Source organism: Cellulomonas sp. P24, assembly GCF_024704385.1.
GTDB lineage: Bacteria > Actinomycetota > Actinomycetes > Actinomycetales > Cellulomonadaceae > JAJDFX01.
In genome coordinates this window covers 4,252,594-4,277,229 of record NZ_JAJDFX010000002.1, presented here as the reverse complement: position 1 = coordinate 4,277,229, position 24,636 = coordinate 4,252,594, and the positions used below count along the sequence as shown (strand labels likewise).

The 24,636-nt window shown below is 72.0% G+C and carries 26 protein-coding genes and 3 pseudogenes; 10 read left to right on the top strand and 19 right to left on the bottom strand.

The genetic code is table 11. The annotated features are described in order from the left end of the window. The first annotated feature begins 166 nt into the window (after window positions 1-166). Window positions 167-1,558, top strand: coding sequence for a deoxyribodipyrimidine photo-lyase (locus LJB74_RS19965; RefSeq protein ID WP_259310153.1), 1,392 nt, complete (start codon window positions 167-169; stop codon window positions 1,556-1,558). Window positions 1,559-1,642: 84 nt separating this feature from the next. On the opposite strand, the gene LJB74_RS19960 is transcribed toward LJB74_RS19965, so the two are convergent. The 12 genes and pseudogenes from LJB74_RS19960 to LJB74_RS19910 all read right to left on the bottom strand — a co-directional run bounded on the left by LJB74_RS19960 (window position 1,643) and on the right by LJB74_RS19910 (window position 11,067). After that, on the bottom strand, window positions 1,643-2,101 hold the full coding sequence (locus LJB74_RS19960; protein ID WP_259310152.1) for a universal stress protein: 459 nt from the start codon (window positions 2,099-2,101) through the stop codon (window positions 1,643-1,645). After that, the gene (locus tag LJB74_RS19955) at window positions 2,098-2,430 is read right to left on the bottom strand and encodes a V-type ATP synthase subunit D (protein WP_259310151.1); all 333 of its coding nucleotides are present in this window, start codon (window positions 2,428-2,430) and stop codon (window positions 2,098-2,100) included. The genes LJB74_RS19960 and LJB74_RS19955 overlap by 4 nt, the downstream gene beginning before the upstream one ends. A 20-nt stretch (window positions 2,431-2,450) precedes the next feature. Beyond that, window positions 2,451-2,708, bottom strand: a pseudogene (locus tag LJB74_RS20970) (V-type ATP synthase subunit D); the annotation flags it as partial. 23 nt (window positions 2,709-2,731) lie between these two features. After that, window positions 2,732-4,033: pseudogene (locus LJB74_RS19950) on the bottom strand (V-type ATP synthase subunit B); the annotation flags it as partial. Window positions 4,034-4,163: 130 nt separating this feature from the next. Then, entirely contained in the window at window positions 4,164-5,936 is a 1,773-nt protein-coding gene (locus LJB74_RS19945) for a V-type ATP synthase subunit A (protein ID WP_259310150.1), read from the bottom strand. After that, on the bottom strand, window positions 5,921-6,448 hold the full coding sequence (locus tag LJB74_RS19940) for a hypothetical protein (protein WP_259310149.1): 528 nt from the start codon (window positions 6,446-6,448) through the stop codon (window positions 5,921-5,923). The genes LJB74_RS19945 and LJB74_RS19940 overlap by 16 nt, the downstream gene beginning before the upstream one ends. Then, on the bottom strand, window positions 6,445-6,672 hold the full coding sequence (locus tag LJB74_RS19935; RefSeq protein WP_259310148.1) for a hypothetical protein: 228 nt from the start codon (window positions 6,670-6,672) through the stop codon (window positions 6,445-6,447). The genes LJB74_RS19940 and LJB74_RS19935 overlap by 4 nt, the downstream gene beginning before the upstream one ends. 11 nt (window positions 6,673-6,683) lie before the next feature. Then, window positions 6,684-7,112 carry an ATP synthase subunit C gene (locus LJB74_RS19930; RefSeq protein ID WP_259310147.1) on the bottom strand — a complete coding sequence of 143 codons (429 nt, stop codon included), beginning with the start codon at window positions 7,110-7,112 and terminating at the stop codon, window positions 6,684-6,686. Continuing rightward, on the bottom strand, window positions 7,109-8,437 hold the full coding sequence (locus tag LJB74_RS19925; RefSeq protein ID WP_259310146.1) for a V-type ATPase 116kDa subunit family protein: 1,329 nt from the start codon (window positions 8,435-8,437) through the stop codon (window positions 7,109-7,111). The genes LJB74_RS19930 and LJB74_RS19925 overlap by 4 nt, the downstream gene beginning before the upstream one ends. Beyond that, window positions 8,424-9,353, bottom strand: a complete 930-nt coding sequence (locus tag LJB74_RS19920) for a hypothetical protein (protein ID WP_259310145.1) — start codon at window positions 9,351-9,353, stop codon at window positions 8,424-8,426. Before LJB74_RS19920 ends, LJB74_RS19925 begins: the two co-directional genes overlap by 14 nt. A 3-nt stretch (window positions 9,354-9,356) precedes the next feature. Next, entirely contained in the window at window positions 9,357-9,791 is a 435-nt protein-coding gene (locus LJB74_RS19915) for a hypothetical protein (protein ID WP_259310144.1), read from the bottom strand. A 139-nt stretch (window positions 9,792-9,930) separates the two neighbouring features. After that, entirely contained in the window at window positions 9,931-11,067 is a 1,137-nt protein-coding gene (locus LJB74_RS19910; RefSeq protein ID WP_259310143.1) for a YeiH family protein, read from the bottom strand. A gap of 138 nt (window positions 11,068-11,205) precedes the next feature. Here LJB74_RS19910 and LJB74_RS19905 point away from each other — a divergent pair, with 138 nt between their 5' ends. After that, window positions 11,206-12,210 (top strand): LysR family transcriptional regulator, encoded by a 1,005-nt coding sequence (locus tag LJB74_RS19905; protein WP_259310142.1) that lies wholly within the window; start codon window positions 11,206-11,208, stop codon window positions 12,208-12,210. 7 nt (window positions 12,211-12,217) lie between these two features. On the opposite strand, the gene LJB74_RS19900 is transcribed toward LJB74_RS19905, so the two are convergent. Further along, window positions 12,218-12,946 carry a biosynthetic peptidoglycan transglycosylase gene (locus LJB74_RS19900; RefSeq protein WP_259310141.1) on the bottom strand — a complete coding sequence of 243 codons (729 nt, stop codon included), beginning with the start codon at window positions 12,944-12,946 and terminating at the stop codon, window positions 12,218-12,220. Between the two features lie 366 nt (window positions 12,947-13,312). On the opposite strand from LJB74_RS19900, the gene LJB74_RS19895 reads away from it, so the two are divergent. Continuing rightward, complete coding sequence (locus LJB74_RS19895) at window positions 13,313-14,482, top strand: hypothetical protein (RefSeq protein WP_259310140.1); 1,170 nt, start codon at window positions 13,313-13,315, stop codon at window positions 14,480-14,482. A gap of 21 nt (window positions 14,483-14,503) precedes the next feature. On the opposite strand, the gene LJB74_RS19890 is transcribed toward LJB74_RS19895, so the two are convergent. The 5 genes and pseudogenes from LJB74_RS19890 to LJB74_RS19870 all read right to left on the bottom strand — a co-directional run bounded on the left by LJB74_RS19890 (window position 14,504) and on the right by LJB74_RS19870 (window position 21,376). After that, window positions 14,504-16,861 (bottom strand): lysylphosphatidylglycerol synthase transmembrane domain-containing protein, encoded by a 2,358-nt coding sequence (locus LJB74_RS19890; RefSeq protein WP_259310139.1) that lies wholly within the window; start codon window positions 16,859-16,861, stop codon window positions 14,504-14,506. Window positions 16,862-16,958: 97 nt separating this feature from the next. Then, on the bottom strand, window positions 16,959-18,455 hold the full coding sequence (locus tag LJB74_RS19885; RefSeq protein WP_259310138.1) for a PIG-L family deacetylase: 1,497 nt from the start codon (window positions 18,453-18,455) through the stop codon (window positions 16,959-16,961). A 271-nt stretch (window positions 18,456-18,726) separates the two neighbouring features. Next, window positions 18,727-19,399 (bottom strand): annotated as a pseudogene (locus LJB74_RS19880) (VIT family protein). Between the two features lie 223 nt (window positions 19,400-19,622). Further along, window positions 19,623-20,843, bottom strand: coding sequence for a M15 family metallopeptidase (locus tag LJB74_RS19875; protein ID WP_259310137.1), 1,221 nt, complete (start codon window positions 20,841-20,843; stop codon window positions 19,623-19,625). Between the two features lie 89 nt (window positions 20,844-20,932). After that, the gene (locus tag LJB74_RS19870) at window positions 20,933-21,376 is read right to left on the bottom strand and encodes an HIT family protein (RefSeq protein WP_259310136.1); all 444 of its coding nucleotides are present in this window, start codon (window positions 21,374-21,376) and stop codon (window positions 20,933-20,935) included. Between the two features lie 146 nt (window positions 21,377-21,522). Between LJB74_RS19870 and LJB74_RS19865 the strand changes: the two genes are divergently transcribed. Further along, window positions 21,523-21,747: a hypothetical protein gene (locus tag LJB74_RS19865; RefSeq protein WP_259310135.1), complete on the top strand. Its 225-nt coding sequence runs from the start codon at window positions 21,523-21,525 to the stop codon at window positions 21,745-21,747. 5 nt (window positions 21,748-21,752) lie between these two features. On the opposite strand, the gene LJB74_RS19860 is transcribed toward LJB74_RS19865, so the two are convergent. Continuing rightward, window positions 21,753-22,880 (bottom strand): App1 family protein, encoded by a 1,128-nt coding sequence (locus tag LJB74_RS19860; protein ID WP_259310134.1) that lies wholly within the window; start codon window positions 22,878-22,880, stop codon window positions 21,753-21,755. 407 nt (window positions 22,881-23,287) lie between these two features. Between LJB74_RS19860 and rpmB the strand changes: the two genes are divergently transcribed. Genes rpmB through rpmF form a run of 6 tightly spaced genes read left to right on the top strand, consistent with a single transcriptional unit; the run spans window position 23,288 to window position 24,562 of the window. Continuing rightward, window positions 23,288-23,524 (top strand): 50S ribosomal protein L28, encoded by a 237-nt coding sequence (gene rpmB / locus LJB74_RS19855; RefSeq protein ID WP_259310133.1) that lies wholly within the window; start codon window positions 23,288-23,290, stop codon window positions 23,522-23,524. After that, window positions 23,524-23,694 (top strand): 50S ribosomal protein L33, encoded by a 171-nt coding sequence (rpmG, locus tag LJB74_RS19850; RefSeq protein ID WP_259310132.1) that lies wholly within the window; start codon window positions 23,524-23,526, stop codon window positions 23,692-23,694. Before rpmB ends, rpmG begins: the two co-directional genes overlap by 1 nt. Before the next feature lies 1 nt (window position 23,695). Further along, a complete protein-coding gene (gene rpsN, locus LJB74_RS19845; protein WP_259310131.1) occupies window positions 23,696-24,001 on the top strand; it encodes a 30S ribosomal protein S14 in 306 nt (101 codons plus the stop codon). Window positions 24,002-24,012: 11 nt separating this feature from the next. Then, on the top strand, window positions 24,013-24,273 hold the full coding sequence (locus LJB74_RS19840) for a type B 50S ribosomal protein L31 (RefSeq protein ID WP_259310130.1): 261 nt from the start codon (window positions 24,013-24,015) through the stop codon (window positions 24,271-24,273). Next, window positions 24,270-24,392 carry a type B 50S ribosomal protein L36 gene (gene ykgO / locus LJB74_RS19835; RefSeq protein ID WP_259310129.1) on the top strand — a complete coding sequence of 41 codons (123 nt, stop codon included), beginning with the start codon at window positions 24,270-24,272 and terminating at the stop codon, window positions 24,390-24,392. The genes LJB74_RS19840 and ykgO overlap by 4 nt, the downstream gene beginning before the upstream one ends. Next, window positions 24,392-24,562 (top strand): 50S ribosomal protein L32, encoded by a 171-nt coding sequence (gene rpmF, locus LJB74_RS19830; RefSeq protein ID WP_259310128.1) that lies wholly within the window; start codon window positions 24,392-24,394, stop codon window positions 24,560-24,562. Before ykgO ends, rpmF begins: the two co-directional genes overlap by 1 nt. Window positions 24,563-24,636 lie beyond the last annotated feature (74 nt).

The following is a 24,636-nucleotide window of genomic DNA, read 5'->3' as shown; positions in this document are numbered from 1 at the left end:
CTCGCGGTGGACGAGGTGTGGAGGCACACGGTGCCGCGCGTGGCTGCGAGGATCCTGGACGGTTGCCGACCGAACTCTGGGCCGGGGCGGGCTGCTGCGCCCGCATGAGGACCGGGGGCGACTCCTGCACCTGAGGGACGTCTCCTCGAGGATCTAGGCTCGGCACATGACGAGCGTCCTGTGGCTCCGGCGGGACCTCCGCCTCCAGGACCACCCGGCGCTCGTCTCGGCGCATGGCTCGGCGGGTACCGGGGGTGTGCTCCCGGTGTTCGTGGTGGACCCGCAGCTGTGGCACCCGACGGGCCGGACGCGCGCACTCGTGGAGGCTCTCGAGAGCCTGAACGAGACGTACGACGGTGCCCTGGTCATTCGGCACGGTCACCCCGCGGATGTCCTGCCCAGGCTCGTGCGGGAGGTCGGGGCGACGTCCGTGCACGTGAGCAGAGAGACGACTCCGTACGGGCGTCGACGCGACGACCAGGTACGTGCCGCGCTCCCTGCGGCGGTGCCGTTGGTGGCGACCGGGAGCCCGTACGCGGTCACCCCAGGGCGGGTGCTCAAGGGCGACGGCAGCCCCTACCGCGTCTTCACACCGTTCGCACGTGCCTGGCGCACGCACGGGTGGCCGCGCCCCGCCGAGGTACCGTCGGGGCTCCGCTGGAGCCGCGGCCCCGAGTCCGATCCTCTCCCCACCGCCGAGGACGTCGACGGACAATCCGCGGACCGCGCTGTCGGCGAGCGACAGGCGCACGCACGCTGGGCGGAGTTCCTCACCGCAGGCGTCGCGAGCTACGGTGAGGAGCGGGACCGCGCCGACGTCGACGGCACGTCCGGGATGTCGGTCCAGCTCCACTTCGGCACGATCCACCCGCGCACTCTGCTGGCCGATCTAGCGGACCTCGACGGGGCGATGTCGCGCGACACCGGTGTCGAGGCCTTCATGAACGAGCTGTGCTGGCGCGAGTTCTATGCCGACGTGCTCTGGCACGACCCCGGCTCCGCCTGGAGCGATCTCCGGACCGACCTGGCCGGGATGGTCTACGACGCCCCGGAGGGTCCGCACGTGGCCGCGTGGCGCGAGGGGCGGACCGGGTACCCGTTCGTCGACGCCGGAATGCGTCAGCTCGCGCGCGAGGGCTGGATGCACAACCGGGCGCGGATGGTCACGGCGAGCTTCCTCGTCAAGGACCTGCACGTCTGGTGGCCGCACGGCGCCCAGCACTTCATGGCCCACCTGCGTGACGGGGACATCGCGTCCAACTCGCACGGGTGGCAGTGGGTCGCCGGGACCGGGACGGACGCGGCACCGTACGTCCGCGTGTTCAACCCGGTGCTCCAGGGTGAGCGGTTCGACCCGCGCGGCGACTACGTGCGCCGGTACGTGCCCGAGCTCGCCCACGTCGACGGCCCCGCTGTTCACCGCCCGTGGGACGTCCCCGACGGGCTGGCGCACGGCTACCCGGACCGGGTCGTCGACCACGCGGCAGAACGGAGGGAAGCGCTGCGGCGTTTCGCTGAGGCGCGTCGGACGGCCGCGGCACCGGCGCGCCAGAACTGACGCGCACGTGCGACGGCCACCGCAGACCAGGACCGAGCAGCGCGCCGGCATCACCTGCTCGCGCGACGGCCCGGCCGCCCAGGTTCAGGGGACGGCATGCGGATGCTGCGGAACGCCGCGACGCACCGGCACGACGAGCACCGGCACCGTCGCGAACTCGAGGACCCGCAGCGTCTGGCTACCGACGTACGGCAACGTGTGGCCGGGCCGGTCGACGCACGCCATGACGATCATGCTCGCGCCGACCTCGCGCGCGTGGTCGAGGATCTGTGCCGCGACGTTGCCGCGGCGTCTGGCCTCGAGGCACGGCACGCCGGCTGCTGCGCACAGCGCGGAGACATGACGCAGGGCGGCGGTCGCGGCCTGCTCACGCACGAGATTCAGGTGCTCGGCCCCGTCGAGGTGACCGTCGATCTCCCCGGTGCCGAGAACGGTCAGGGCATGCACCGGCGCGCCGAGACGCGCGGCCAGCTCCACCGCCGCCTCCGCCGCGTCGAACGCGGCCGGGGAGTCGCTCACCGCCACCAGGATCTGGTCTGTCATCGCAACCCCTCCTGACCCGTCGTGGACGTGCCGTCGCCGCGGACATCGGGACGCGAGTCCGCTGCCCAGCGGAGCCGCAACGCCTCCTCGAGCTCCTGCTCGTCGAGCCGCCGCCGGATGGTGGCCAGCTCACGCTCCAGCCGGGGGATCCAGCGGTGCTCGACCGCGCGCTGCCGGGTGCGGGTCGCGACGAGCTCGGCCTGCACCAGGTGCACGGCGCGCTCGGCCGCGGCACACCGCGCGCCGGCCGCCAGCGCTGCCTCGTGAGCCGCGACCGCGTACACGAGAGCGGAGCTCCCCCGCGCACACCGACGGGTGGGATCGTGCACCTCGCGTCCTCCGGGAACTCCACGCCCATCGCGGCACCCCACGTGATCTCCAGCTCGGCGGGCTCCGTGGGCGCAGCCCCCCGGATCCCGCGGTGGCCGTCGAGCGACGCGACCCGTTGCGACCACCGTGCGGCGTCGCGGGCCGAGGTCTCCCACTCCTCCAGCGCGCGTGCGGCGTCGAGCTGGAGGTGCTCGAGCTCGTCGGTCATGATCTGGCGCTTGCGATCCAGGAGATCGGCGCCGTGACGGGCCGTCACGAGTCGCCGCTCGACCCGCATCCGCCCGGCACGGCCGACGTCGGTCATGACTCCTCCGTCCGTGACGGGAGGTAGCGGTCGAGGAACGCCGTGGGCAGCATCGTGAGCTCGCGCGCGGGCAGCTCGGCGAGCGCCGCCCACGCCCGACCGAGAGTGTCCTCGAGCGACCGCAGCTCGTCGGCGCCCTGGTCGAACAGCCGCTGCTCGACCACGGTCCGGTAGGCGAGGTAGCTCCGGTCCGTCTCGCTCAGGGCCGCCGAGCCCACCAGCTCGGCCAGCTCGGCGGCCTGGCGGGCACGCGCGATCGCCGCCATGACCTGGGCCGCGACGTCGAGATGGTCCTCCCGGGTGCGGTCGTGCCCGGCACCGCTGCGCATGAGCCGCGACAGGGACGACAGCACGTCGACCGGCGGGTAGACCCCACGCGCGTCGATCTCGGGCGACAGCACGATCTGGCCCTCGGTGATGTAGCCGGTGAGGTCGGGCACCGGGTGCGTGATGTCGCCCGCCGGCATGGTGAGGACCGGCACGATCGTCACGGAGCCGGATCGGCCACGGATCCGTCCGCACCGTTCGTAGAGGCTCGCGAGGTCGCTGTACAGGTAGCCGGGATAGCCGCGGCGTGCGGGGATCTCGCGGCGCGCCGCGGAGACCTCGCGCACGGCCTCGGCGTACGACGTCATGTCGGACATGATCACGAGCACGTCGTTGCCCTCGACGTAGGCGAGGTGCTCGGCGATCGTCAGGGCGATCCGGGGGTGAGGATGCGCTCGATCACCGGGTCGTCGGCGGCGTTGAGCAGCAGGACGAGCTCGCCGGCGGCGGACCGGACCTCGAGCCGGTCCCGCACGTAGGCGATGTCGGCGTGGGTCATGCCCATCGCGGCGAAGACCACCCGGAATCCGGCTCCGCGAGAGGTGGCCTGGGCGGCGATCTGCGTCGCCAGGGTCAGGTGGGGCATTCCCGGGACGGAGAAGATCGGGAGCTTCTGGCCACGCACGAGGGTCGTGAGCGCGTCGATCACGGAGACGCCCGTCAGCACGGGCTCCTGCGGGGGCTCGCGGTGCACCGGGTTCAGCGGCCACCCGCTGACCGGCATCGCGATCTCCCCGGTGACCGGTGGCCCGCCGTCGAGGGGCTCTCCGCGACCGTTGCAGACCCGGCCGAGCCACCCGGAACCGACCGCGAGGTGCAGCGGTCGCCCGGCGAAGCGCACCCGCACGCCGCTGGGGGTCAGTCCGTCGGTGCTCTCGAGGACCTGCACCGTGACGAGGTCGCGGTCCACCTCGAGCACGAGCCCGTGCCGCTCGCCGCCGGGGGTCTGGACGGTCGCGAACTCGTCCCATCCGACCCCTTCGACGTCGCCGAGAACGAGCAGAGGGCCGCGAAGCTCGCGCACGTCGCCGTAGGACACCTGCGCGGCGATACGTTGCGTGAGATCAGGGCGGCGTGGGGCATGCACCGGTCTGGTGTCGGTCATCGCAGCTCCTCGAGCAGACGGACGGCCTCGGCGGCACGCTCGCGGACACCCTCGGTGTCGGCTGGACCGGTCTCCTCACGTGCGCGGAGCACCAGTCCGTGGTCGGCCTGCTCGATCGTCGTGGCGGCGACCCCGTCCGCGACGAGGCGCTCGCACGCGTCGACGACCGCCAGCACCATGTCCAGCAGTGCCGCACCCTTCGCGGCGCTGCAGAAGCCGTCGTTGTCGCTCAGGGCGTTCTGCATGAGAACGCCGTCGCGCAGGAGGTGCCCGCCGAGCAGGACCATGCGCTCGTGGCCCGGCAGCGACGTCGGACCGACGATCTCGGCCAGCGCACCGAGGCGGTCCGCCTCGGCGAGGAGAGCGGTGGCGCGAGCGCGGCGCGCCGGCCAGCCCGCGTCACCGTTCAGCACGTGCCACGTGCCGATCGCGACGGCGTCCCGTGCGAACGACCCGGTCCAGCTCACGGCGGGGTAGTGGCGGGAGTACGCGAGGTCCCGGTCGAGCAGCCACAGCGAGCGGATGAACCGCTGGGTGTCCGTGGTCACCGGTTCGGTGAGGTCTCCACCTGGTGGGGACACCGCCCCGATGATCGTGACCGACGCCTCGGCGCCGCCGAGGGTGGTCACCCGTCCGGCACGCTCGTAGAAGGCCGCCAGCTCCGACGCGAGGTCCGCGGGGTACCCGTCCTCGGCGGGCAGGTCGCCGTTGCGGTTCGCGAACTCCCGGAGCGCCTCGGCCCACCGGGACGTGGAGTCGGCGATGACGACGACGTCGTACCCCATGTCGCGGTAGTACTCCGCGACGCTCACGCCGGTGTAGATGCTCGCCTCGCGCGCCATCATCGGCATGTTCGAGGTGTTGGCGATGATCACCGTCCGGTCGATGAGCCGACCGCCGGTCCGGTCGTCGACCAGGCTCGAGAGACCATCGAGGACGTCGGCCATCTCGTTGCCCCGCTCGCCGCACCCCACGTACACGATCACGTCGGCGTCGCTCCACTTGGCGATCTGCTGCAGGAGGACCGTCTTGCCGGTGCCGAACCCTCCGGGGACGGCTGCGGCGGCCCCGCGGGCCACCGGGTACAGGAGATCGAGCACGCGCTGACCGGTGTGCAGCGGGACCGCGCCCGCCGGACGGTCGCGGAACGGTCGAGGAACCCGCACGGGCCACGGCTCCCCGAGGTGCACCTCGTGGTCATCGACACGTGCGACCACGTCCTGCATGCGCAGCCCACCTGCAGGAGCGAGCCACGTCAGGTGGCCGCCCACGCCTGGCGGCACGAGGATCCGGTGCTCGACCGATCCCGCCGCCGGGACGGTCCCGAGCACGTCGCCGGCGGCCACGGTGGCGCCGACGCTCGGCACCGGGAGGAACTGCCAGACGCGTTCCAGCGTCCCGGCGTCCTCGGTCGCCGGCGCGCGGTCCGGCGTCAGCCACGTCGAGGCCGAGGACAGCGGGCGCATCAGGCCGTCGAACACCTGACCGAGAAGCCCGGGGCCGAACAGACCGGACAGCTGCCGCCCCGTGCCCTCGGCGTCGTCGCCGACTCGGAGCCCGCCGGTGTACTCGTACGCCTGCAACGTCGCGCGATCGCCGCTGATGGCGACCGTCGCCGCAGTGATGCGCTGCGGACCGAGCGCGACAAGCTCGAGCATCGAGAGGCCGGTGATCCCCCTCACCTCGACGAGGGGACCGTTGACCCGGACCACGGACCCGACGCGAACCGTGCCCGACGCACCCGAGTGCTCCGTCACCTGGACGCCCACAGGGCACTCACCTCCGGTCCCATGTCGGCGAGGGTCGCCGCCGCGAGCGACGGCAACGAGAGGTCGAGCCGGCGAGCGCCATGCTCGGCCACGACACCGCCTGCAGGGCTCGGCGTGACGACGGCGTCGGGGCCGAGGACCTCCCGTCCGAGCTCGGCGAGGTGAGCACTCAGACGGGGGTAGCGCGGATCGGAGCGAAGCGCGGAGACCGCGGCGCCGACGGCGTCGACGAGGGCGGCGTGGGCGTCCTCCTGCCGGGCGAGGACGATCTCGTGAGCCTCGCGGCGGGTCCGGGCAGACCGCAGGGCGGCTGAGCCCTTCGCAACCGCTGTGCCCTCGGCGACGGCCGCGGCACGGATCTGCTCGGCCTCGTGGCGGGCTGCCGCACGTGTGGCGTCGGCGGCTGCGCGTGCCGTGTCGCGGATCTGCGTCGCCTCGCGCTGCGCGGCCGCGTGCAGCGCCTCACGGACCGGGTCGAGCGCCGTGTTCGAGGTGCGGGGGAGAGCACTCATGACGGCATCACGACCGTGAGCGGGGCGTCAGGGTCGAGGACCCGCGCGCCGAGCACACCTGCCGCGCGGGGCGTCAGGACGACCAGCGCTGTCCCGGCCGGGAGCGACTGCCAGGCGTCGAGCACGCTCGTCGGGTCCTCGACCGCGCGCACCGATGCACCGACGAGTCGGTATCCCTCGACGAGCGAGGCCTCACCCAGGGCGACGACCGTGCCGGCTGCCATCGGGGGCCTCGTCACGCCTTGCCGATGAGGATCACGGCGATGATGAGGCCGTAGATCGCGATCCCCTCGGCGAGCCCGACGACGACCATGGCCCGGCCGAAGATCTCCGGGCGTTCGCTCATCGCGGCGAGCGCGGCCGAGCCGGTGTACGCGACGGCGAAGGCGGCACCGATCGACGAGCCGGCGACGGCGATCGCTGCGGCGATCAGTGCCGAGCCTCCGGCACCCGACGTCGCCGTCTCCGCGGCAGCCGGCAGCACCGCGGCCGACGCCGTGGTGCTCCCGAGCGCGACGACGAGCACGACGAGAGCGGCGACGAGGACGACCGCGTCCAGGACGACGAGGGCGGTGACGCCGGCGCGTCGACGACGACGGACGAGCAGGAAGCCCCCTGCCATCGCGAGGAGAGCCACCGGGAGGGTGCCGATCCACGGGTTCACGGTCTGTTCCCTTCGGTCGTGCTGGTGGTGAGGTCAGGAGCTCGGTTCTGCTCAGGAGCCGGGCTGCCCGTCGCGAGCGCGGGCGCCCAGGCACGGAAGGGACGGCCTTCGGAGAGGAACACTCGGGAGAAGAGCTCGTAGTACTCGAGGCGGAGAGCCTGGATGCCGGCGACGAGCGCCTCGAGGCCGAAGGTCAGCACGTTGCCGAGCACGAAGACGAGGACGGCGGCCACGGCGCGCCAGTCGGGCCGCCACAGGGCTGTTGTCCCGCTCCACACGACTGACAGCAATGCGGCGTGCGTGAGGCCGAAGGCCGCGAGCCGGGCGAAGGACACGATGTTCGACCCGAGCCGGGCGAGGGTGTCGACCCATTCGATCACTGCTTGGAAGACCCCGGTCGCACCTCCGCCCGCCTCGACGAGCAGCCCGGCGAAGATGAGCACGAGGGCAACGGTGGCCAGCACGCCTCCGGCGGTGACCAGCGGAGCGACGGAGGCGGTGAGGCCCCAGGCGAGGAGCCCGACCGCGACGAAGAGGGCGGAACCGGCGACCCCGGTCCGCGCGTAGAGCGCGTACGCCCAGCCGCCCTCCCGCACGCGGTTGATCGTGCCGAGGAGGTAGGCACCCGCCAGGAGGAGCGCACCGATCACGAGCGCCGCGAGCATCAGCGGGACCGGGCTCGTCAGCGGTTCCAGCCACAGCACAGGCACGAGACCGGTCGGACCGAACGCCTCGCCGTACAACGCCCCGAAGACGATCGAGGTCAGCCCCGCGCCGGTCACGAAGAGCCATGCGCGCCGGAGACCTGCCAGCCGACCGGACCGGGCACGCCGGAGCACGAGGCCGAGGGCGACCAGGACGAGTCCGTGGCCCACGTCACCGAACATCATGCCGAACATGACGACGTACGCGAGCGCGGCCATCCGCGACGGGTCCACGTCGGCGTAGGGGACGGTGCCGTACGTGTCGACGAGGGTGCGGGACATCCGGGGGCTGCCGGCGCCGGGGAGCAGCGTCGGTGGGTCGATCCCGCGCGGATGCACCAGCGGGACGACGCCGGCGCCGAGCTCGGCGAGTGTGGTCGAGAGCGCCGCAAGGTCGCGGTTCGCGGCCCAGCCGACGAGGCCGACGACCGGACCGTGGACGACGGCGGCGTCGATCGCGCGGTCGAGCTCGTCGGGACCGTCGCCGGGCACGTACGGGAGGTCGAGCTCGACGACGGCCTGCCGGGCCACCTCCTCGAGGACGGCGCGGTAGTGCTCGACGGGTGCGACGATCGCGACCCGTTCCATGCGCATCGGGCTGAGCGCCTCACGCCACCGCATCGAGGACCTCGCTGTGCCCGGAGCCGAGTGCGGACGCCGCGAGTGCGGCGCGGATCCGCCAGGCGTCGATCGTGAGCACGGCGAGAGATCCGAGCACCACGTCGGGGCCGGGAAGCGCCGACCGGAGCAGCCGGAAGCCGTCCGCCTCGACGGTGGTCATGGCCCGGGCCTCCGCCCGCCACAGGTCGGTGGGCGCTGTGACACCGGCGAAGAGCGGGCCGAGGGCGCGAGGCAGGGAGCCCTGCATCGACTCGACGTCCGTGGCCGTCTCCCACGCCGCGCCGATGAGTGGGAGGAGAAGCTGCCGGAGCCGGGGTGACGGCCGGGCGCGGTCGACGAGAACGGTCCGCGCCGCGATCAGGGCACCACCGGCCAGCGCCCAGGGCCGCGCCGGTGCCGCCGTGTCGGCGAGTCTCCTGAGCCAGACCATGGTGAGCACGTCCTGCAGTGCCGGGGAGTCCTCCGGGCCGACCGCTCCCCAGGGCGAGCGGGAGAGCTCGGCATGAAGCTCCGAGGTCGACCCGGCGGAGCGAAGCCGCGACCATGCGGTGTCGAGCGTCCCGAGGTCGAACGCCTCGGGTGCCGCGTGCCCGTCGGCCAGCTGACCTGCGAGAGCCAGGAGGTTGTCGCGCTCGAACGCAGCGGCGACGCTCCGGCACAGGCGCGATGAGGAAGCCGGGAGCCACCCGGCCATCACACGGACCTGCCACAGGACCGTCTCACGGGTCGCACGCTCTGCTGCGGTCAGGTCGGTGGCACCGGTGATCAACTGCTCGTAGGCAGTTCCCTCGAGCAGCTGGAGCCCGTCCTGCAGAGTGGCGGCTCGGGCGATCGCGGCGCTCGTGCCCGTTCCGGCGCGGCGCCGGGCCAAGGCCCGAGCCCGGACCGTCGCGGCAACCCAGTCAGCGCCCACCATGGTTCATCGCGCCTCGCCGAGGTGGTCGTGCAGGATCCGCTCGACGACCGCGCCGACGATCCCGGGCAGCCGCTCGACGCTCGAGCGCGCGATCGCGTCCGCCGCCTCCTGGGCCTCGACGATCAACCGGGCGTCGTCCTGCGCGGCGGCTTCGGCGACGGCCGCTGCCGCCGCTGCGCGTTCGGCCCCCGCGTCCCGTCGCGCCCGGGCGATCTCGGCCGTCGCGTCCGCACGCGCGCGTGCAACGGCGTCCGCGGCCCAGGTCTGCGCCTCCTGCACGTCCTCGCGGGCACGGTCGATGTCGGCGTCGAGCGCCGCGAAGACCGGCACGAGCTCGCTGACGTAGCCCGGGACGTCCGTGGACGGCACCCCGACCGGCCCTGCCGGTCCCGGTGCACCCACGGGACGGAATCGGTCGAGGATGCTCGATCGCGCCATGGCGCCTCCAGCTCAGGATCAACGCATCTCGAGCCTAGCGGCGATCGTGCAGGTCGGCGCGGGGGGAGCTGCGGTATGGCGCCCGGCACGACCGGACGCAGTTGTCACGGAGACGCCGGGCGGAGGCAACCGGCGGGTCTCAGCCGAGACCAGTGACCCGCTGCAGGGCGAGGCTCGTGAGCGAGACGACGATCCACAGGGCTGCTCCGAGCACGAGCGGGCGGTGCCCCGCTCTCCGCAGTCCGGGCAGGTCGGTCGACAGCCCGATCGCCGAGAGGGCAACGGTGATGAGGAACACCGAGACCTGGCTCAGGGCCGGGTGCAGGACCGTCGGCACGAGTCCGACCGTGTTCGCGGCGGCGACGACGAGGAAGCCGATGAGGAAGCGGGGGACCAGGCGGAGCACGTGGACGCGCGAACGGACCTCCGCCGCCACGCTCGGTTCTGCGACGTGCGCGACCGTGCCGGCTGCTGCGGTCTGGACACGTTCCCGGCGGGCGACCAGGGCGGCGAGACCGAGGCTGATCGGGATGATCAGGAGCGTGCGGGTGAGCTTCACCACGACGGCGTAGGTGGCGGCCTGGTGCCCGTAGGTGGTGGCGGCGGCGACGACGGACGACATGTCGTTCACGGCGGTGCCGGCGAACAGCCCGAACGCGTGCTGGCTCATGCCGAGCAGGTGCCCGAGCGTCGGGAAGACGAGGACGGCAGACACGTTGAACAGGAAGATCGTCGTGACCGCGTAGGCGACCTCGACGCCGGCCGCGCCGATCACCGGCGTCACCGCCGCGATGGCCGACGCACCGCAGATCGCCGTCCCGACACCGACGAGCGTCCTGAGGTTCCCCGTGACGCCGAGCCAGCGCCCGATCCAGTAGGCCGACACGAGCGCCACGGTCAGCGTGCCGAGCATCACGGGGAGCGAGCTGAGACCGACGTGGACGATCTGCATGAGGGACAGCTGGGATCCGAGCACCACCACGGACGCCTGCAGCACCGTTCTGCTCGCCGTCTTGATGCCGGGGCGCCAGCGTTCGCCGGGCTTGACCACCGCGGCGACGGCGACGCCGATCACGATCCCGGTGACCGGACCTCCGACGATCGGGAGCAGACGGCCGATGACGGACGCGACGATCGCGATCGCGACGGCGAGCGACAGGCCGGGGAGCTTCTGTACCAGGGCGGTCCGCCGGGTGGCGGGTCCCGCGCTGCGGTCGCTATCGGTATCGGCAGGGGCGGCGGGGGCGGGGCCTGTGGTCTCTCTCGCGACGGTCACGTCAACGACTGTGGCGTGTGATGAAGCCGCCCGGTAGCAGGACATCTGCGATAGCATCATAGCCAACGGCTATGTCCATGCCGTCTCTGCAGGAGTGCGGACCACCCGTCCGGGCCCCGCCGGACGCGAAGGAGCCCCGTGCCGCCCCACCGCCCCTCACTCGACCTCGAGGCGCTCCGGATGCTTGCGCTCGTCGCAGATCTCGGCAGCATCTCGGCCGCCGCTCGTGCCGAGCAGATCAGCCAGCCGTCCGCGAGCAAACGGATCCAGGTGCTCGAACGCCAGCTGGGGCTCGCCCTGCTCGACCGGCGTACCCGCGGGGCGACCCTGACGGATCAGGGCCGGATGGTCACCGGTTGGTGCCGGAGCGTGGTCGAGGCGACGGACGCGTTGATCACCGGCAGCCAGGCCCTCGCGGCACGAGCCGCCGAACGTCTCAGCATCGGGGCCAGCCAGACGATCGCGGAGTACCTCGCCCCCACCTGGCTGGGCGAGTTCCGCCGACGGCCGGGGGAGCCACCCGTGCAGCTCCGCGTGGCGAACTCTCAGGAGGTCATCGCTGCGCTGCGCGCCCGCGAGATCGACCTCGGATTCGTCGAGACGCCGCAGATCCCGTCCGACCTGCACCGGCGGCGGGTCGCGCGCGACCGACTCGTGCTGGTCGTCGCGCCCGATCACCCGCTCGCGCGGCGACGTCACCCGCTCGGGCGGGACGAGCTCGCGCAGACACCGTTGGCATCGCGTGAGGACGGCTCCGGAACCCGGGACACCCTCCGCCTGGCGATCGGGCGATCGATGGTCCCGCCTGCTGTCGAGCTCGACTCGAACGCCGCCGTCAAGGTGCTCGTCAGCTCCGGCAGCTTTCCCGCCGTGATCAGCGAGCTCGCCGTCGCGAACGAGCTCAGGGACGGGCGCCTCGTCGAGGTGCCGCTCGCCGAGGTCGACCTGTCCCGCTCACTCGACGCGGTGTGGCGCAAAGGGACACGGCTCGGCGGCGCCGCGGAGCACTTCCTGCAGACGGCCCGCCCGGCGCGCCCACCGATCGCGCGGACCCCTCCGACCTCCCGGGTGCGCGAGAGCGACCGCACCGCCTCCTCGCCGATACCGCCGGCCGGACCTGCCGACGAGTCTGCGCGCGCGTGAACACGGGTCAGCGGAGACCGAGGGGAGCGGCGAACGCGCCCGTCGCCTCGGCACGCGTCAGTACCCCGGTGGCGACGAGACGGTTGAGCACATGCCGCTGACGCAGCCGTGCGGCGTCGAGGTGCACGACGGGATCGTAGGCGGATGGCGCCTGCACCAGCCCGGCGAGGAGGCTGGCCTGTGCCCAGGTCAGGGCGGCAGGAGTCGTACCGAAGTACCCGCGGGCCGCCGCCGGCAGACCGTAGTACCCGTGCCCGAAATACACGGAGGCGAGGTACATCCGCAAGATCTCGTGCTTCGAGTAGCCGACGTCGAGCTTCAGCGCGACCTCGGCCTCGTCGACCTTGTCGAGCAAACCGCCGTCCTGAGGGAAGTACAGGTTCTTCGCGAGCTGTTGCTCCAGGGTCGCTGCACCCGTGTCCACGCTTCCGGTGAGCATCGCGAACCCAGCACGTGCGGCACTGATCGGGTCGACACCCGGGGTGACGTAGAACCGGCTGTCCTCGGTCGCCACCAGGGCTCGAGCCACCCTGTCGGACGTCGGCAACGCCCCCAGGAGCGGGGCGTCGTGCGTTTCCAGACGGGATCGGATGAGCACTTCCGCGTTGCCGACGCCAGGGGTAGTGGGCCACAGCGCCCCGACGGCGAGCACCGGGGCAAGGGCGACAGCACACGCGAGGAGCCACCGTCGACGACGGCGACGCCGTCGAGAGGGTGTCCCCGCCGCGACTGCCATGTGTCCTCCCCGCCCCTCCCTTCGTCGTCGTCGTCGACTGTAGGCAGCGATCCTGTGCAGTCGGCCATCGATGGCACACGGTGCGTGCGACGTCGCTTTCAGCATTCATCCAGGGAGACGTGCGAGCCTCGCGGGTCATGGATCGCCACGCCCCCACCGCTGCCGCAGCGATGAGGGCGTCGGAGCTCCCGCAGCGCCCCGCCGGCCCGTCCCGCTCCACCGGCCCGGTCGGCGCATGACGCACGCTCCGTGGTCCGCGCCACGCGGACCGGTCGACGACCGCGCGCGCAGCGCCCGGACCCGGATGAGCACGCCCCTGGCCGCCCTGCCGGCGCCCACCGAGCCCTGGAAGAGGTCGACGCGCGGATGGCGGTAGTCGAAGCCCAGCGGGCACGCGTCGTCGCCCCCTCTCGTGCCGTCCGGCGGCCTCCGCTGGTGCGGTGGGTCGAGGCGCCCTGGTTCCCGTGGGCATGGATGGGGCTGTGGGCCGTCATCCACGCGACAGACGCCCTCGTGTCCTGGCACTTCGTGGTGTCCGGCGCCACGCTCCTGCGCTCTCCGAGCCGCCTCGGAGGGCTGCACCTGTACGCGACCCACCCCGAGCTCCAGATGGGTCCGTTGACCTTCCTGGTGGCCGCGCCCCTGAGCGGGGCTCCGGAGTGGTTGTCGGGGCTGCTCGCCTCGACGGCGATCGCGGCGGCCGGGCCCGTCCTGCTCCGGGTGATCGCGAGCCTCCCGTCGGTGACGGTCACCCGGAGGCAGCAAGGCCTCGCAGCGCTGGTCCTGATGCCCGTCTGGGCGGAGCTCGCTGTCCACTACACCCATCTCGACGACGCCCTCGCCCTCGCCCTGCTCGTCGCGGCCCTGCACGCCGTCGTCCGTGGGCGGGCAGCAACGGCTGCCCTCCTGCTCGCAGCGTCGGTCGACGCGAAGCCATGGGCGCTCGCCTTCGTCCCGATCCTTCTCGCGTTGCCGCGTGAGCGGTGGGCACGCGCCGCCTGGGTCTGGATCGCCGGGCTCGCCCTCGCGTGGCTGCCGTTCGTGCTCGCCGACCCGGCGACATTGCACGTGGGGAGGTTCTCGATCCCGAACGTCGCCTCGTCCTCCCTGCGTCCTCTCGGGGTGGCCTCGCCCGAGACCCCGATGTGGGACCGTCCTGTGCAGGTGCTCCTGGGCGGGGCTCTCGGGCTCGTCGCCGTCGCCCGCCGCCGCTGGGTCGTCGTCCCGGCGATCGCCCTCGCGGTGCGGATGCTCCTGGACCCCGGGACGTATCCCTACTACACGTCAGGCCTCGTGCTGGCGACGGTCGTGGTCGACCTCGTCTGGCGCCGCACCCGGTGGCCGTGGGTGAGCGTCGTCGCGGTCGCAGGTCTCTACGCCCCGCGGCACATGGGTCCGCTGACGCCGAGCGACGCCGGCCTCGGCGTGCTGCGCGCGGTCACCCTCGTGGTCGTCATCGCGATCACGCTCGGTCCGGACTGGCGCGTGCTCGCGAACCGGATCACGGCACGGATCGGCCAGGCGGTCAGCTCCTGAGCTCCGGCGTGGCGCGGACGCTCAGAGCTCACCGGTCGCCTGGAGTCGGCGCAACGCGAGCCAGCCGATCGGGATCGGTACCCAGTAGGTCAGCACCCGGAACAGGATCGTGACCGAGACCGCGATGCCCGGGTTGATTCCCGCAGCCGTCAGCCCGCCGATGAAGGCGACCTCGATCGTCCCGAGACCACCGGGGGTCGGGACGATCGCTCCGGCCGTGTTGCCGACGAGGAACACCAGAGCGACCTGGACGAGGCTGAGGTGCTGGCCGAAGGCCATGAGCGAGGCGTCGAAGGCGAGTACGTACCCCATCGTCAGGAGCACGTTCCCGACGATCGCGACGGTCAGCCGGCGGGGTTCTCCGGCGATCTCCATCAGTCGCGGCCACGTCTGGCGGATCGTGGGAAGCGTGGTGCGTACGAGCCACTGCCGCACGGCCGGGACGAGGAGCGACACGCCGGAGGCAGCGGCCACGACGCCGAGGAGCACGAGCGTCCCGGTCGACGGGGCGAACTGCGTCGAGCCGGCGCTCCCGGAGGCGATGGACAGGATCACCAGGAGGATCACGGTCACGGCGAACTGGGAGACCTGGACGAGCGCAACGGTGGCGACCGCCAGCGACATCGTCACCCCTCGCTTGGTGAGCATCCGAAGGTTCAGCGCAGCGGACCCGAGCCCGGCGGGGGTGACGAGCCCGACGAAGGCGCCGACGGCGTGCACCAGGGTCGCGGACCAGACCGAGATCCGCACCGGGGCGAACGCCGCGAACGCGAGGCCCGCGCCGACGAAGGTCGCGAGCCCGAGGACGAAGGACACCACGGCCCACCGCCAGTCGCTCGACGCGATCGCGCTCGAGATCTCGTCGACGTTGATCGACGTGAGCACGATGATCGCGGCCACGACCGGGAGGATCACCGTGAGGATGGTCCGCGCGCCGAAGCGGACCAGCTGCCGCGGCTCGACGTCCGCATCCGGCATCCGGTCGACGAGGGCGACCCGGACCTCGCGGAGCACCGCGCGTCGTTCGCGCACCTCGGCCCGGGTCTGCCGGGGGAGGACGACCGTCTGGAGGAGTGGCCCGATGGCGGCGACATCGGCATCCGGCAGGGAGCGGGCCGCGGACTCGACCGCGCGCGTCGCGCCGATCCTGGTCGCGAGCATCGCCACGACCTGCGTCAGGTCCATGCGTCGGAAGAGCTCCGACGCTGCGACGTCGGCGGAGTCCCACTCGGTGAGCCAGACCTGCGGCTCCCCGTCCGACCGTGAGACCAGCACGCTCGTCGAGGCCAACGCGCGGTGCGCGATGCCGGCAGCGTGGAGCCTTCGCACCTCGTCCCACACGGCGGCCAGGAGCGGATCGGTCAGCTCCTCGACCGGGAGATCGCCCAGGGCGACGGCGTCCTCGACACGTTCGAAGAGGAGGAGCATCGAGTCGGCCGCTTCGGCCATGCCGATGAGCGCGGGCGTCCGCACCCCGCCGGCACGTGCGGCGTAGGTCGCCAGTGCGGCTCGCTCGGCGGCCTGCCGCAGCGAGACGATCGACCGGCCCTCGACGCCGCGCAACCGAACTGCTCGCCACAGTCGTGAGACGGTACCCACGACCTGCCGGTCTGCGTCCATCACGACCGCGAGGGCTCCGCGCCCGTCCGCGGACGTGACCTCGTAGCTGCGGTCGTCGAACGACCGTGCTTCCGTGCCGTCATCGATGCGGACCACCCGGACAGGTGCGAGACCGGCCCGCACGATCCCGTCGACGAGTGCTGCTCCCTCGGCCCGACCGGACGTCACCCCGAGCGCGTAGCGGGTGCCAAGTCCCGCCGCCACGCCGAGGAGGAACGCGACGGACGTCCCGGGGAGCGAGACCTGCGCCGTGACGAGGATGATCGCGACCGAGACCCACAGCAGGTTCCACGACCACGCGACGGTCCGGCGCCGGACGCGGGGACCGGCAGCCACGAGGAGCGCGACCACTGCCGCGAGCGACGTCGGGACCGACAACGCGAGGTTCGTGCCGACCCGTACCGACAGGCCTCGCACGAGGTCCGCAGAGCCCAGGGTCTGGACGACGAGCGCCAGGAGGACCGACGACGTGAGTCCGATGGCCGTGGCGATCACGACCTCGGCCACCTGCCTGCCGAGCCGTCGGATCGTGAGCTCGGTGAGCACCGCGACGGGCGCCACCAACGAGAGCAGCCACTCGAGGATCGCCACCGGGAGCTGGAGAGCGCGACCGAGCTGGGCGCTGAATCCCTGGACGTCCTCGGACACACCGGCGGTCGTGCCGTGGGCGTACACGACGAAGAGCATCAGGACGACGATCCCGGCCAGCGCCGCCACGGCTCCGAGGAGGTCGCCCGGGCGGTGTACGGGCGTGGGCACGGAGTCCTCGAGAACGATCCCGTCGGCGAGCGTCCGGGTGATCCGGCTCTGGTCGTCCTGACCTGCAGGTCCCCCCCGGGCGTGACATGCCCGCAGTCTAGTTGGGCGCTCCGGAGGCGCCCGGTGCCGGGGTCGCGGCCGCGCGCGGTGCCGGGGTCGTGTCGACGCCAGACGCCTTCGTCACGCCAGGCAACGTCGTGAGAGCAGGCAACGGCGTGAGAGCAGGCATCGTCGCGTACGTCTCGATCTCCGCGAGCCCGACGTTCGTCGTGGTGGGGCTCACACCGGTGACGAGGAGCCGGACGCGCGTCACCGTCCGGGAAGCGAATCTGATCGTCAAGCCGGAACCGTTGTTCGGCAGCGCACCGATGGGCACGACGCTGCCGTCGGAGAACTCGAGCACCCCGGCGGTGATCTGGTCGCGGAGGTTCGGCCGGTCGTAGAGGACGACGCCGTCGATCGGGGTCGGAGCGGGGTAGTCGAGCTGGATCCAGCTGCCGACCCCGCCGCCCTCGGTTGCCCACTCGTGCGCGTGGGCGCTCGGGTCTCCGAGCGGGTAGCCGTCGACCGCGCGTGCGGCGACCTGTGCAGACGCGTCGTTCGCGGAGGACGCGGTCACGCGGACGCCGACCTCGCGTGCGGAGTTCCCGACGGATTCGCTCGCCAGGACGTACTGGCGGCTCAGCCGCAACGAGTACATGACGTCGATCGGGCACCAGGGGTCGAGGCAGAGCTCGCGATCGTGGCCGGCATAGGCCAGGAACGTGCTCTCCTTCGCCTTGAGGTCGGTGCCGGTGACGTTCGCGAGCCTGGTCCACATCGGATACCCGCCGTAGGAGAGGAGCGTGTGCGCCGCCCCGTAGTCCTGGCTCGCCTGCCGGGCGATGAGCGCGGTCGCGGTGTGGTCGGCGTGGTCGCCGTGCCGGAACGGGATCGTCCAGTCCTGTGTCCGCACCGTCGTCGGCCCGAACGAGGTCATCAGGGCGGCGAGCGTCGCTCGGAGCGACGACTCCGTGTACTGCGCCGAGCCGTCCACGGCGGCGATCGAGGTGATCTGCCCGAGCCACAGCCGCATGAGGCTCTCGCGGCCGTGGATCGCGAGCCCGGATCCTGTCCTGTTGCCGTCGGGGAGCCGCAGGAAGACGAGTGACACCTGGGGTGCACCGACCAGCGTCTGCAACCGGACCGCGTGGCCCGGCACCCCCGCGTCCACGGTCGTCCACGTGTTCGCGACGCCGGCCATGTGCGCGTAGGCGGCCCGGCTGCCGTTCTCACGGCTCTTCCAGTAGAGCTCGCCCTGTGCGGCATCACCGGCGGTCACGAAGACGGTGCGGACGCACCGCCCTGCGTCGATGTCGTGCAGGATGTCCGGGTTCTGGAAGAGCAGGTCGTCGTCCTCGTGCGCGACGACCTGCATCGCACCGCCGATGCAGGTCAGACCGTGGTCGGGGGCGATCGCGGCCGGCGGCATCGCGATCGGTACGAGAGTCGTGACCAGCGAGATCAGGAAGCTGCGCACGATCAGCGACGCGCCGATCGCCCCGACGACGACCGTCTGCCCCGTCGTCCAGGCGTGCACGGAGCGGGTCGGCATCCGACGACGCACCTGTGAACCTCCCGGGACGGTGCTGCTCGGCGGTGAGCCGCCGACGATCGCGCCACCCTCGGCCGCGAGGGCCGGTTCGACGTGAGGTGCGCGCTCTCATCCTAGGCAGGCGCGGCGCGGTCGTGCGGCGGTACGGCGATGCCATCCGTGTCACCTGACCGCACCACGTCACGGCACCGCATCATGTCACGGCACGGCAGGCATCCCGGGCCGGCAATGCCTCACCAGCCCGCGCAGGACGAGGTCGCGCAGGTCCGGGTCAGGCCACATGGGCGCCGAGGAGCGCGCCGATGCCGAACGTGACCAGCATCGCGAGTGCGCCGCCGAGCACGAGCCTGACGATCGCACGCAGGTGACCTGCCTTGCCGAGCGCGGCGCTCACGGAACCGGTGAGGGCCAGGGCGACCACGACGACGGCGAACGTGACGGTCACGCGGGCGGAGGTGGGTGCGAGCAGGATCGCGATGAGGGGGGAGCGCGGCACCGACGGTGAAGGCGAGCGCCGACGCGAAGGCGGCGTGCCACGGGTTCGTCAGGTCGTCGGGGTCGATGCCGAGCTCGGCGTCCACGTGCGCGGCGAACGCGTCCTTCGCGGTGAGCTCCTCGGCGACCACGCGGGCTGTGGCCTCGCTCAGCCCCTTCTTCACGTAGATCCCGGCGAGCTCGGCGAGCTCGGCCTCCGGGAACTCCTCGAGCTCGCGCCGTTCCTTCTCGAGCAACGCACGCTCGGTGTCGCGCTGGCTGCTCACGGAGACGTACTCGCCGAGTGCCATCGAGACAGCGCCGGCCACCAGACCGGCGATGCCGGCGGTGACGATCGGTCCGCGGGCCGTCGTGGCCGCCGCGACACCGATCACGAGCCCTGCGGTGGAGATGATCCCGTCGTTGGCCCCGAGCACCCCGGCTCGCAGCCAGTTGAGGCGTGCACTCATGCCGTCGTCGTGCGGCTCGTCAGGGTGCTGGGCGACGTCGGCCGAGATCGGCGGGGTGACGTGGGAGCGGAGAGCGGCACTGTCGCCGGACTGCTGGGGATCGACCATGGGTCAGACGCTAGGTGCCTGCTGGTCCGGATGCCAGCCAGGTCCACCTCAGTCACCTCGGACCATGGTCAGGGAGTGTCGGCGTGCTTTCGCCCACGCCGCGAGATGCGCGGCCTCAGGCCGTGCCGTACTCCCAGTGCCAGGGTTCGGCCGGCCCGTCGCCGCCCGGCTCCATCGCGGTCGGGTGCGTCCACCCGTAGGCTGCGGCGTGCTCCTTGAGCCACAGGTAGGTCGGCTCCGCGAAGTCGTCGACAGCCCCGAGGCCCGCGAGGTCGATCGCGACGCCCCGTCCGTGGTTCGAGGCCCCCGGTGTGCTCGCGAGGTCGCCCCGCGTCGCCTTGACCTCCACCTGGTCCGCGAGGTCGCGGTAGCTGCTGACCACCACGAGGTGACCGTGGTGGCTCGCGTGGTAGGCCGCGTCGAGAGCGTCGAGCGCCGACGCCGCGTCGCACCGCAGGTGCACGTCGGGGGCGAAGCTGACGCCGCAGAGGACCTCCAGGGGGATGCGACCGTTCGGAGCCTGCTGGGCCGCCGCGACACGTGCGGCGAGGTCCGCCGCCGCTGCCGCGGCTGCCTCCGCCGTACGCCGCTTCCTCTCGGCGATCGCCGCGGAGGTCGCTGCCCGCACCTGCTCGGTCCGGGTGTCGAGGTCACGTGCCGCCCGGATGATCGCCATGCTTCGTGAGACGGAGGTCGCATCGGAGTCCAGGACGGGGCTGGCGGAACCCGGCACCGAGGAGGCCCCCACCGCGTCCCCCGCCGGAGCCGACGGGTCCCGGCTGACGAACGAGACGGTGATGACGGCAGTGGCGCTCGCGCGGGGCGCGAGCCCGGCCGTCAGTGCATCGAGCTTTCGGCGGGCCTCGTCGAGTGCGGCGAGGCCCGGGACGTCGGGCACGGCATCCGCCGTGTCACGAACCTCGACCGCGCTCGCACGGGAGGCACGTGCTGCGACGAGCGCCTCGGCCCGGACCCGCGTCGCGAAGGCAATGCCCGCCGCGGCCGACCGGGACGCGGCGGCGGCATCGGCACGTCGGGCGAAGGCCGTGACCTGCATCTCCGCCTCGACCGATGCTTCGACGCGTGCGCGGGCAGCGGCGGTGTCACGCGCAGCGAGCCCGAAGCTCACCGTGCCGATCGTCAGAGCGAGCACGAGGACGCTGGCGAACCCGGCACCTCGACGTGCCCGGTGCGCACGCCGTTCGGCCGCACGCCGCTGACGGCGCGTCTGTCGACCCGGCGGCGGCCCGTCCTGTGCCGTCGCCCGGTCGGTTGCTCCCGCGGTCCCGTCCAGGTTCATCTGTCGCCGACCGGTGCGCGCGTCGTACGCACGCACCGGCGTGGCCCTTCCTCTCCTCCGGTGTTGTCGACGCGGGAGGAGAGCGGCACGAGAGCCGTTCGGGTGACCGGTGGGCGAAGTCGGGATCAGTCGAGCGCGTGCATCGTCCGGGGGACGTTCGCGGCACGCCCCTGGTCCCGCAGCGCGGCGCGCAGCTGCTCGCCGGCCGCATCGAGCGCAGCGGGGGAGACGTCCGTGCGTGCCTGGGCGAACGTGAGGTGGGACTCGTCCCACGCCGGGAGCACGTGCAGGTGGAGGTGCGGGACCTCGAAGCCGGCGACGAGCACCGCGGCGCGTGGGGCAGGCCAGACGCTGAGCTGCGCGAGGCCGACCGCTTTCGCCACGACGCTCAGGTGCGCCAGGACGTCATCCGGTGCGTCGACGAACTGCGGGATCTCCGCTCGCGGGACGACGAGTGCGTGGCCGTCCGTGATCGGTGCGTGCGTGAGGAACGCGACCGCGACGTCGTCCTGCCAGATGAATCGTCCGGGGATGGTCCCGTCGATGATCTTGGTGAAGACCGTGCTCATGGGGGCTCCTCGGGTCGGCGATCGCGTGTCCACGGTATCGAAGCCGGCGGGCAACGGACACGCGGCTCCGCCGCGTCCGTCACCCGCCGTCCACGGCTCGGACGGTCGAGGATGCGGTTCGCGCCACCCGCGGGTATGACGGACTCATGAGCGAGTCCACCGCCTCCGGTGCCGCCGCACCGCGCCCCCGCACACCCCAGTCGAACGTCGACGAGCCGGATCACGGCGACTCCGCGCGATCCTCGCGCACCGATCCGCGGAAGGGCGGTCACGCCGAGGACGCGCCGGCATCGCTGCACGCGGTCGAGCTCGTCGCCGACGACGAGCCGATCGCCAGCAACGACGAGTGGGACGACCCGGACCGGCTGTAAGGGGCCTAGAGCGAAGGGTCCGGGTCGCGCAGCGTGATCGAGGCTGCGGCAAGCAGCCCGCGGAGCTCGGTGCCGTCGCGGCCATGGATCACCGGTGGGCGCAGCGTCGTGCCGTGGCCGGCGAGCACGAGGTGGTCTGTCGGAGCGCGACCTCCGTGCGCCAGGACCTGTTGTGTCGGGGTGAGGCGCCGGATCACGACGGCCCGCACACGATCCGGGTGCTCCTCGGCCAGGGCGCGGTAGATCTCCGGGTCGTGCTGCCCGTCGTCGCCGACCAGCAGCCAGCTGATCTGGGGGAACTCCTCGAGCAGGCGTCGAAGCTCGGCACGCTTGTGCTCCTGGCCCGACCGGAACCATCCGGTCTGCGTAGGTCCCCAGTCCGTCAGGAGCAGCGGACCGCGTGGATAGCCGTGTCGGTGCAGGAATCGCAGGAGCGCCGGTTCGCTGTTCCATGCGCCGGTCGAGAGGTAGAAGACCGGTGCGTCCGGCACGTCGCGGGTGAGGCGGTCGTAGAGGACCGCCATGCCAGGGACCGGCTGGCGAGCGTTCTCGTTCCGGACGAGCGCGTTCCAGGCGGCAAGGAACGGGCGCGGCACGTTCGTCACGACGACGGTGTCGTCGACGTCGGACACGACACCGCCACGGACCGAGGGGTCGACCACGAACACCTGGCCGTCGACGTGGCTCGTCGGCGAACCCCACAGACGGATCGCGTGCCACCCCGACGGCAGGTCGGACGGGACGACGGCGTCCACGTAGCCGCCGCGGTCCCCGACGACGCGCTGCCTCGTGCCGTCGATCTCCACACCGATCTCCACGTGCCCGACCTGGGCGATCGCGAAGCGGCGCCATCCTCGCAGGGTCGCGGCGCGCCAGCGCGCGCGGTCCGCGCCGGGTGGCGCGAGGACGGTGCGGGCGAGGACACGCACCCAGCCCGCCCCTCCGTAGCAGGTGAACGGTTCCACCCGCACCGTCCAGCCACGCCGTCGAAGCCACCAGCCGAGGCGTCGGTACAGGGCGTCCTCGGCGCGCGCCGCCAGGTGCGGTCTGCTGCTCCGCGAGGTCCGGGATCCGTGCTCGGTCAGGTGGACCTCCGGCGCTGCTGGGGTGCGCGGGCGGGCGTGCCGGCGCACAGCACCACGCTGTCAGATGTCGACAGATCTGGACAGATCTGGAGGTCGGGCGTCCACGCCCGGGCGGCACGCTCGTGCACCCCTTCCCCTGCGAGCATGGCTGTCCGGCTCGTTCCAGACACGCCGAACGTGTCCCTCCGGCCACGTCATGGGATACCGGGGTAACCTGGTGTCACGTAATGCCCCGAAGGGCTCCTGGCCGCGCGCTCGTTCGCGGTGGAGGCTGTCGTGGAGGAGCGTCCCCCATTTGACGCACTCGATCCTTGATCACTAGGGTGTACCGACGTGCCGGGCCCCGATCTGGACAAGATCGGCGAGGTCGGCCTGCTCGCGTGCCATAGAACGGTCTGTCCGGATCGGTGCGCCGCACACACATCACACGGATCAGACCCACGGAAGGCCAGGACATGTCGGCGGTATGCCAGGTGCTCGGCACCAAGCCGGGCTTCGGCCACTCGATCTCGCACTCGCACGTGCGGACCAAGCGCCGTTTCAACCCCAACATCCAGCGCAAGCGCTACTGGGTGCCGTCCCTCGGTCGCTTCGTGACTCTCAACGTGAGCACCAAGGGCATCAAGACCATCGACCGCCGCGGCATCGACGTCGTCGTGGCTGAGATCCGCGCACGTGGGGAGAAGATCTGATGGCCTCGAAGACCAAGGACATCCGCCCGATCATCAAGCTGCGCTCGACCGCAGGAACGGGCTACACGTACGTGACGAAGAAGAACCGGCGCAACAACCCTGACCGGATCGTCCTGAGCAAGTACGACCCGGTCGTGCGGAAGCACGTCGACTTCCGAGAGGAGCGCTGACATGGCGAAGAAGAGCAAGATCGCGCGCAACGAGCAGCGTCGCGTCATCGTCGAGCGCAACGCTGAGCGCCGTGCCGAGCTGAAGAAGATCTCGGTCAGCCCGAGCGCCTCCGCAGCCGAGCGCGACGCCGCGATGACCGCGCTCCACGCGATGCCGCGGAACGCCAGCCCCGTCCGCCTGCGCAACCGTGACATCGTCGACGGCCGTCCGCGCGGTTTCGTGCGTGCCTTCGGCCTGTCGCGTGTCCGCATGCGCCAGATGGCCCACCGGGGCGAGCTTCCCGGCGTGACCAAGTCGAGCTGGTAGGAGCCCCAGACATGAAGAAGGACATCCACCCCGACTACCACGCAGTGGTGTTCCGGGACATCTCGGCGGACTTCTCGTTCCTCACGCGTTCGACGGCGACGTCGACGAAGACGATCGAGTGGACCGACGGCAACACATATCCCGTCGTCGACATCGACGTCTCGAGTGCGAGCCACCCGTTCTACACAGGCAACGCCCGTGTGGTGGACACCGCTGGCCGAGTCGAGAAGTTCCGTCGTCGGTACAGCCAGGCTGGAGGACAGAACTCATGAAGGTGCGCGCGTCGCTGCGATCCCTGAAGCAGAAGGACGGCTCCATCGTGGTCCGCCGTCGGGGCAAGGTGTTCGTGATCAACAAGAAGAACCCCCGCTGGAAGGGACGTCAGGGCTGATGGCTGTACCGAAGCGCAAGATGTCGCGCAGCAACACGCGTGCGCGGCGTTCGCAGTGGAAGACGACGGCTGTCGACCTCGTTCCCGTCACGGTCGCGGGCCGGACGTTGCGGATCCCGCGGCGACTCGCCCGGGCCGCGCAGCGCGGCCTGGTCACGTTCGAGGACTAAGTTCGTCCGGTCGAGTCGATCGGACATCGTTCCGGTCGACTCGACCAGCCGTCCGCGGAGCAGTTCCTCGGACA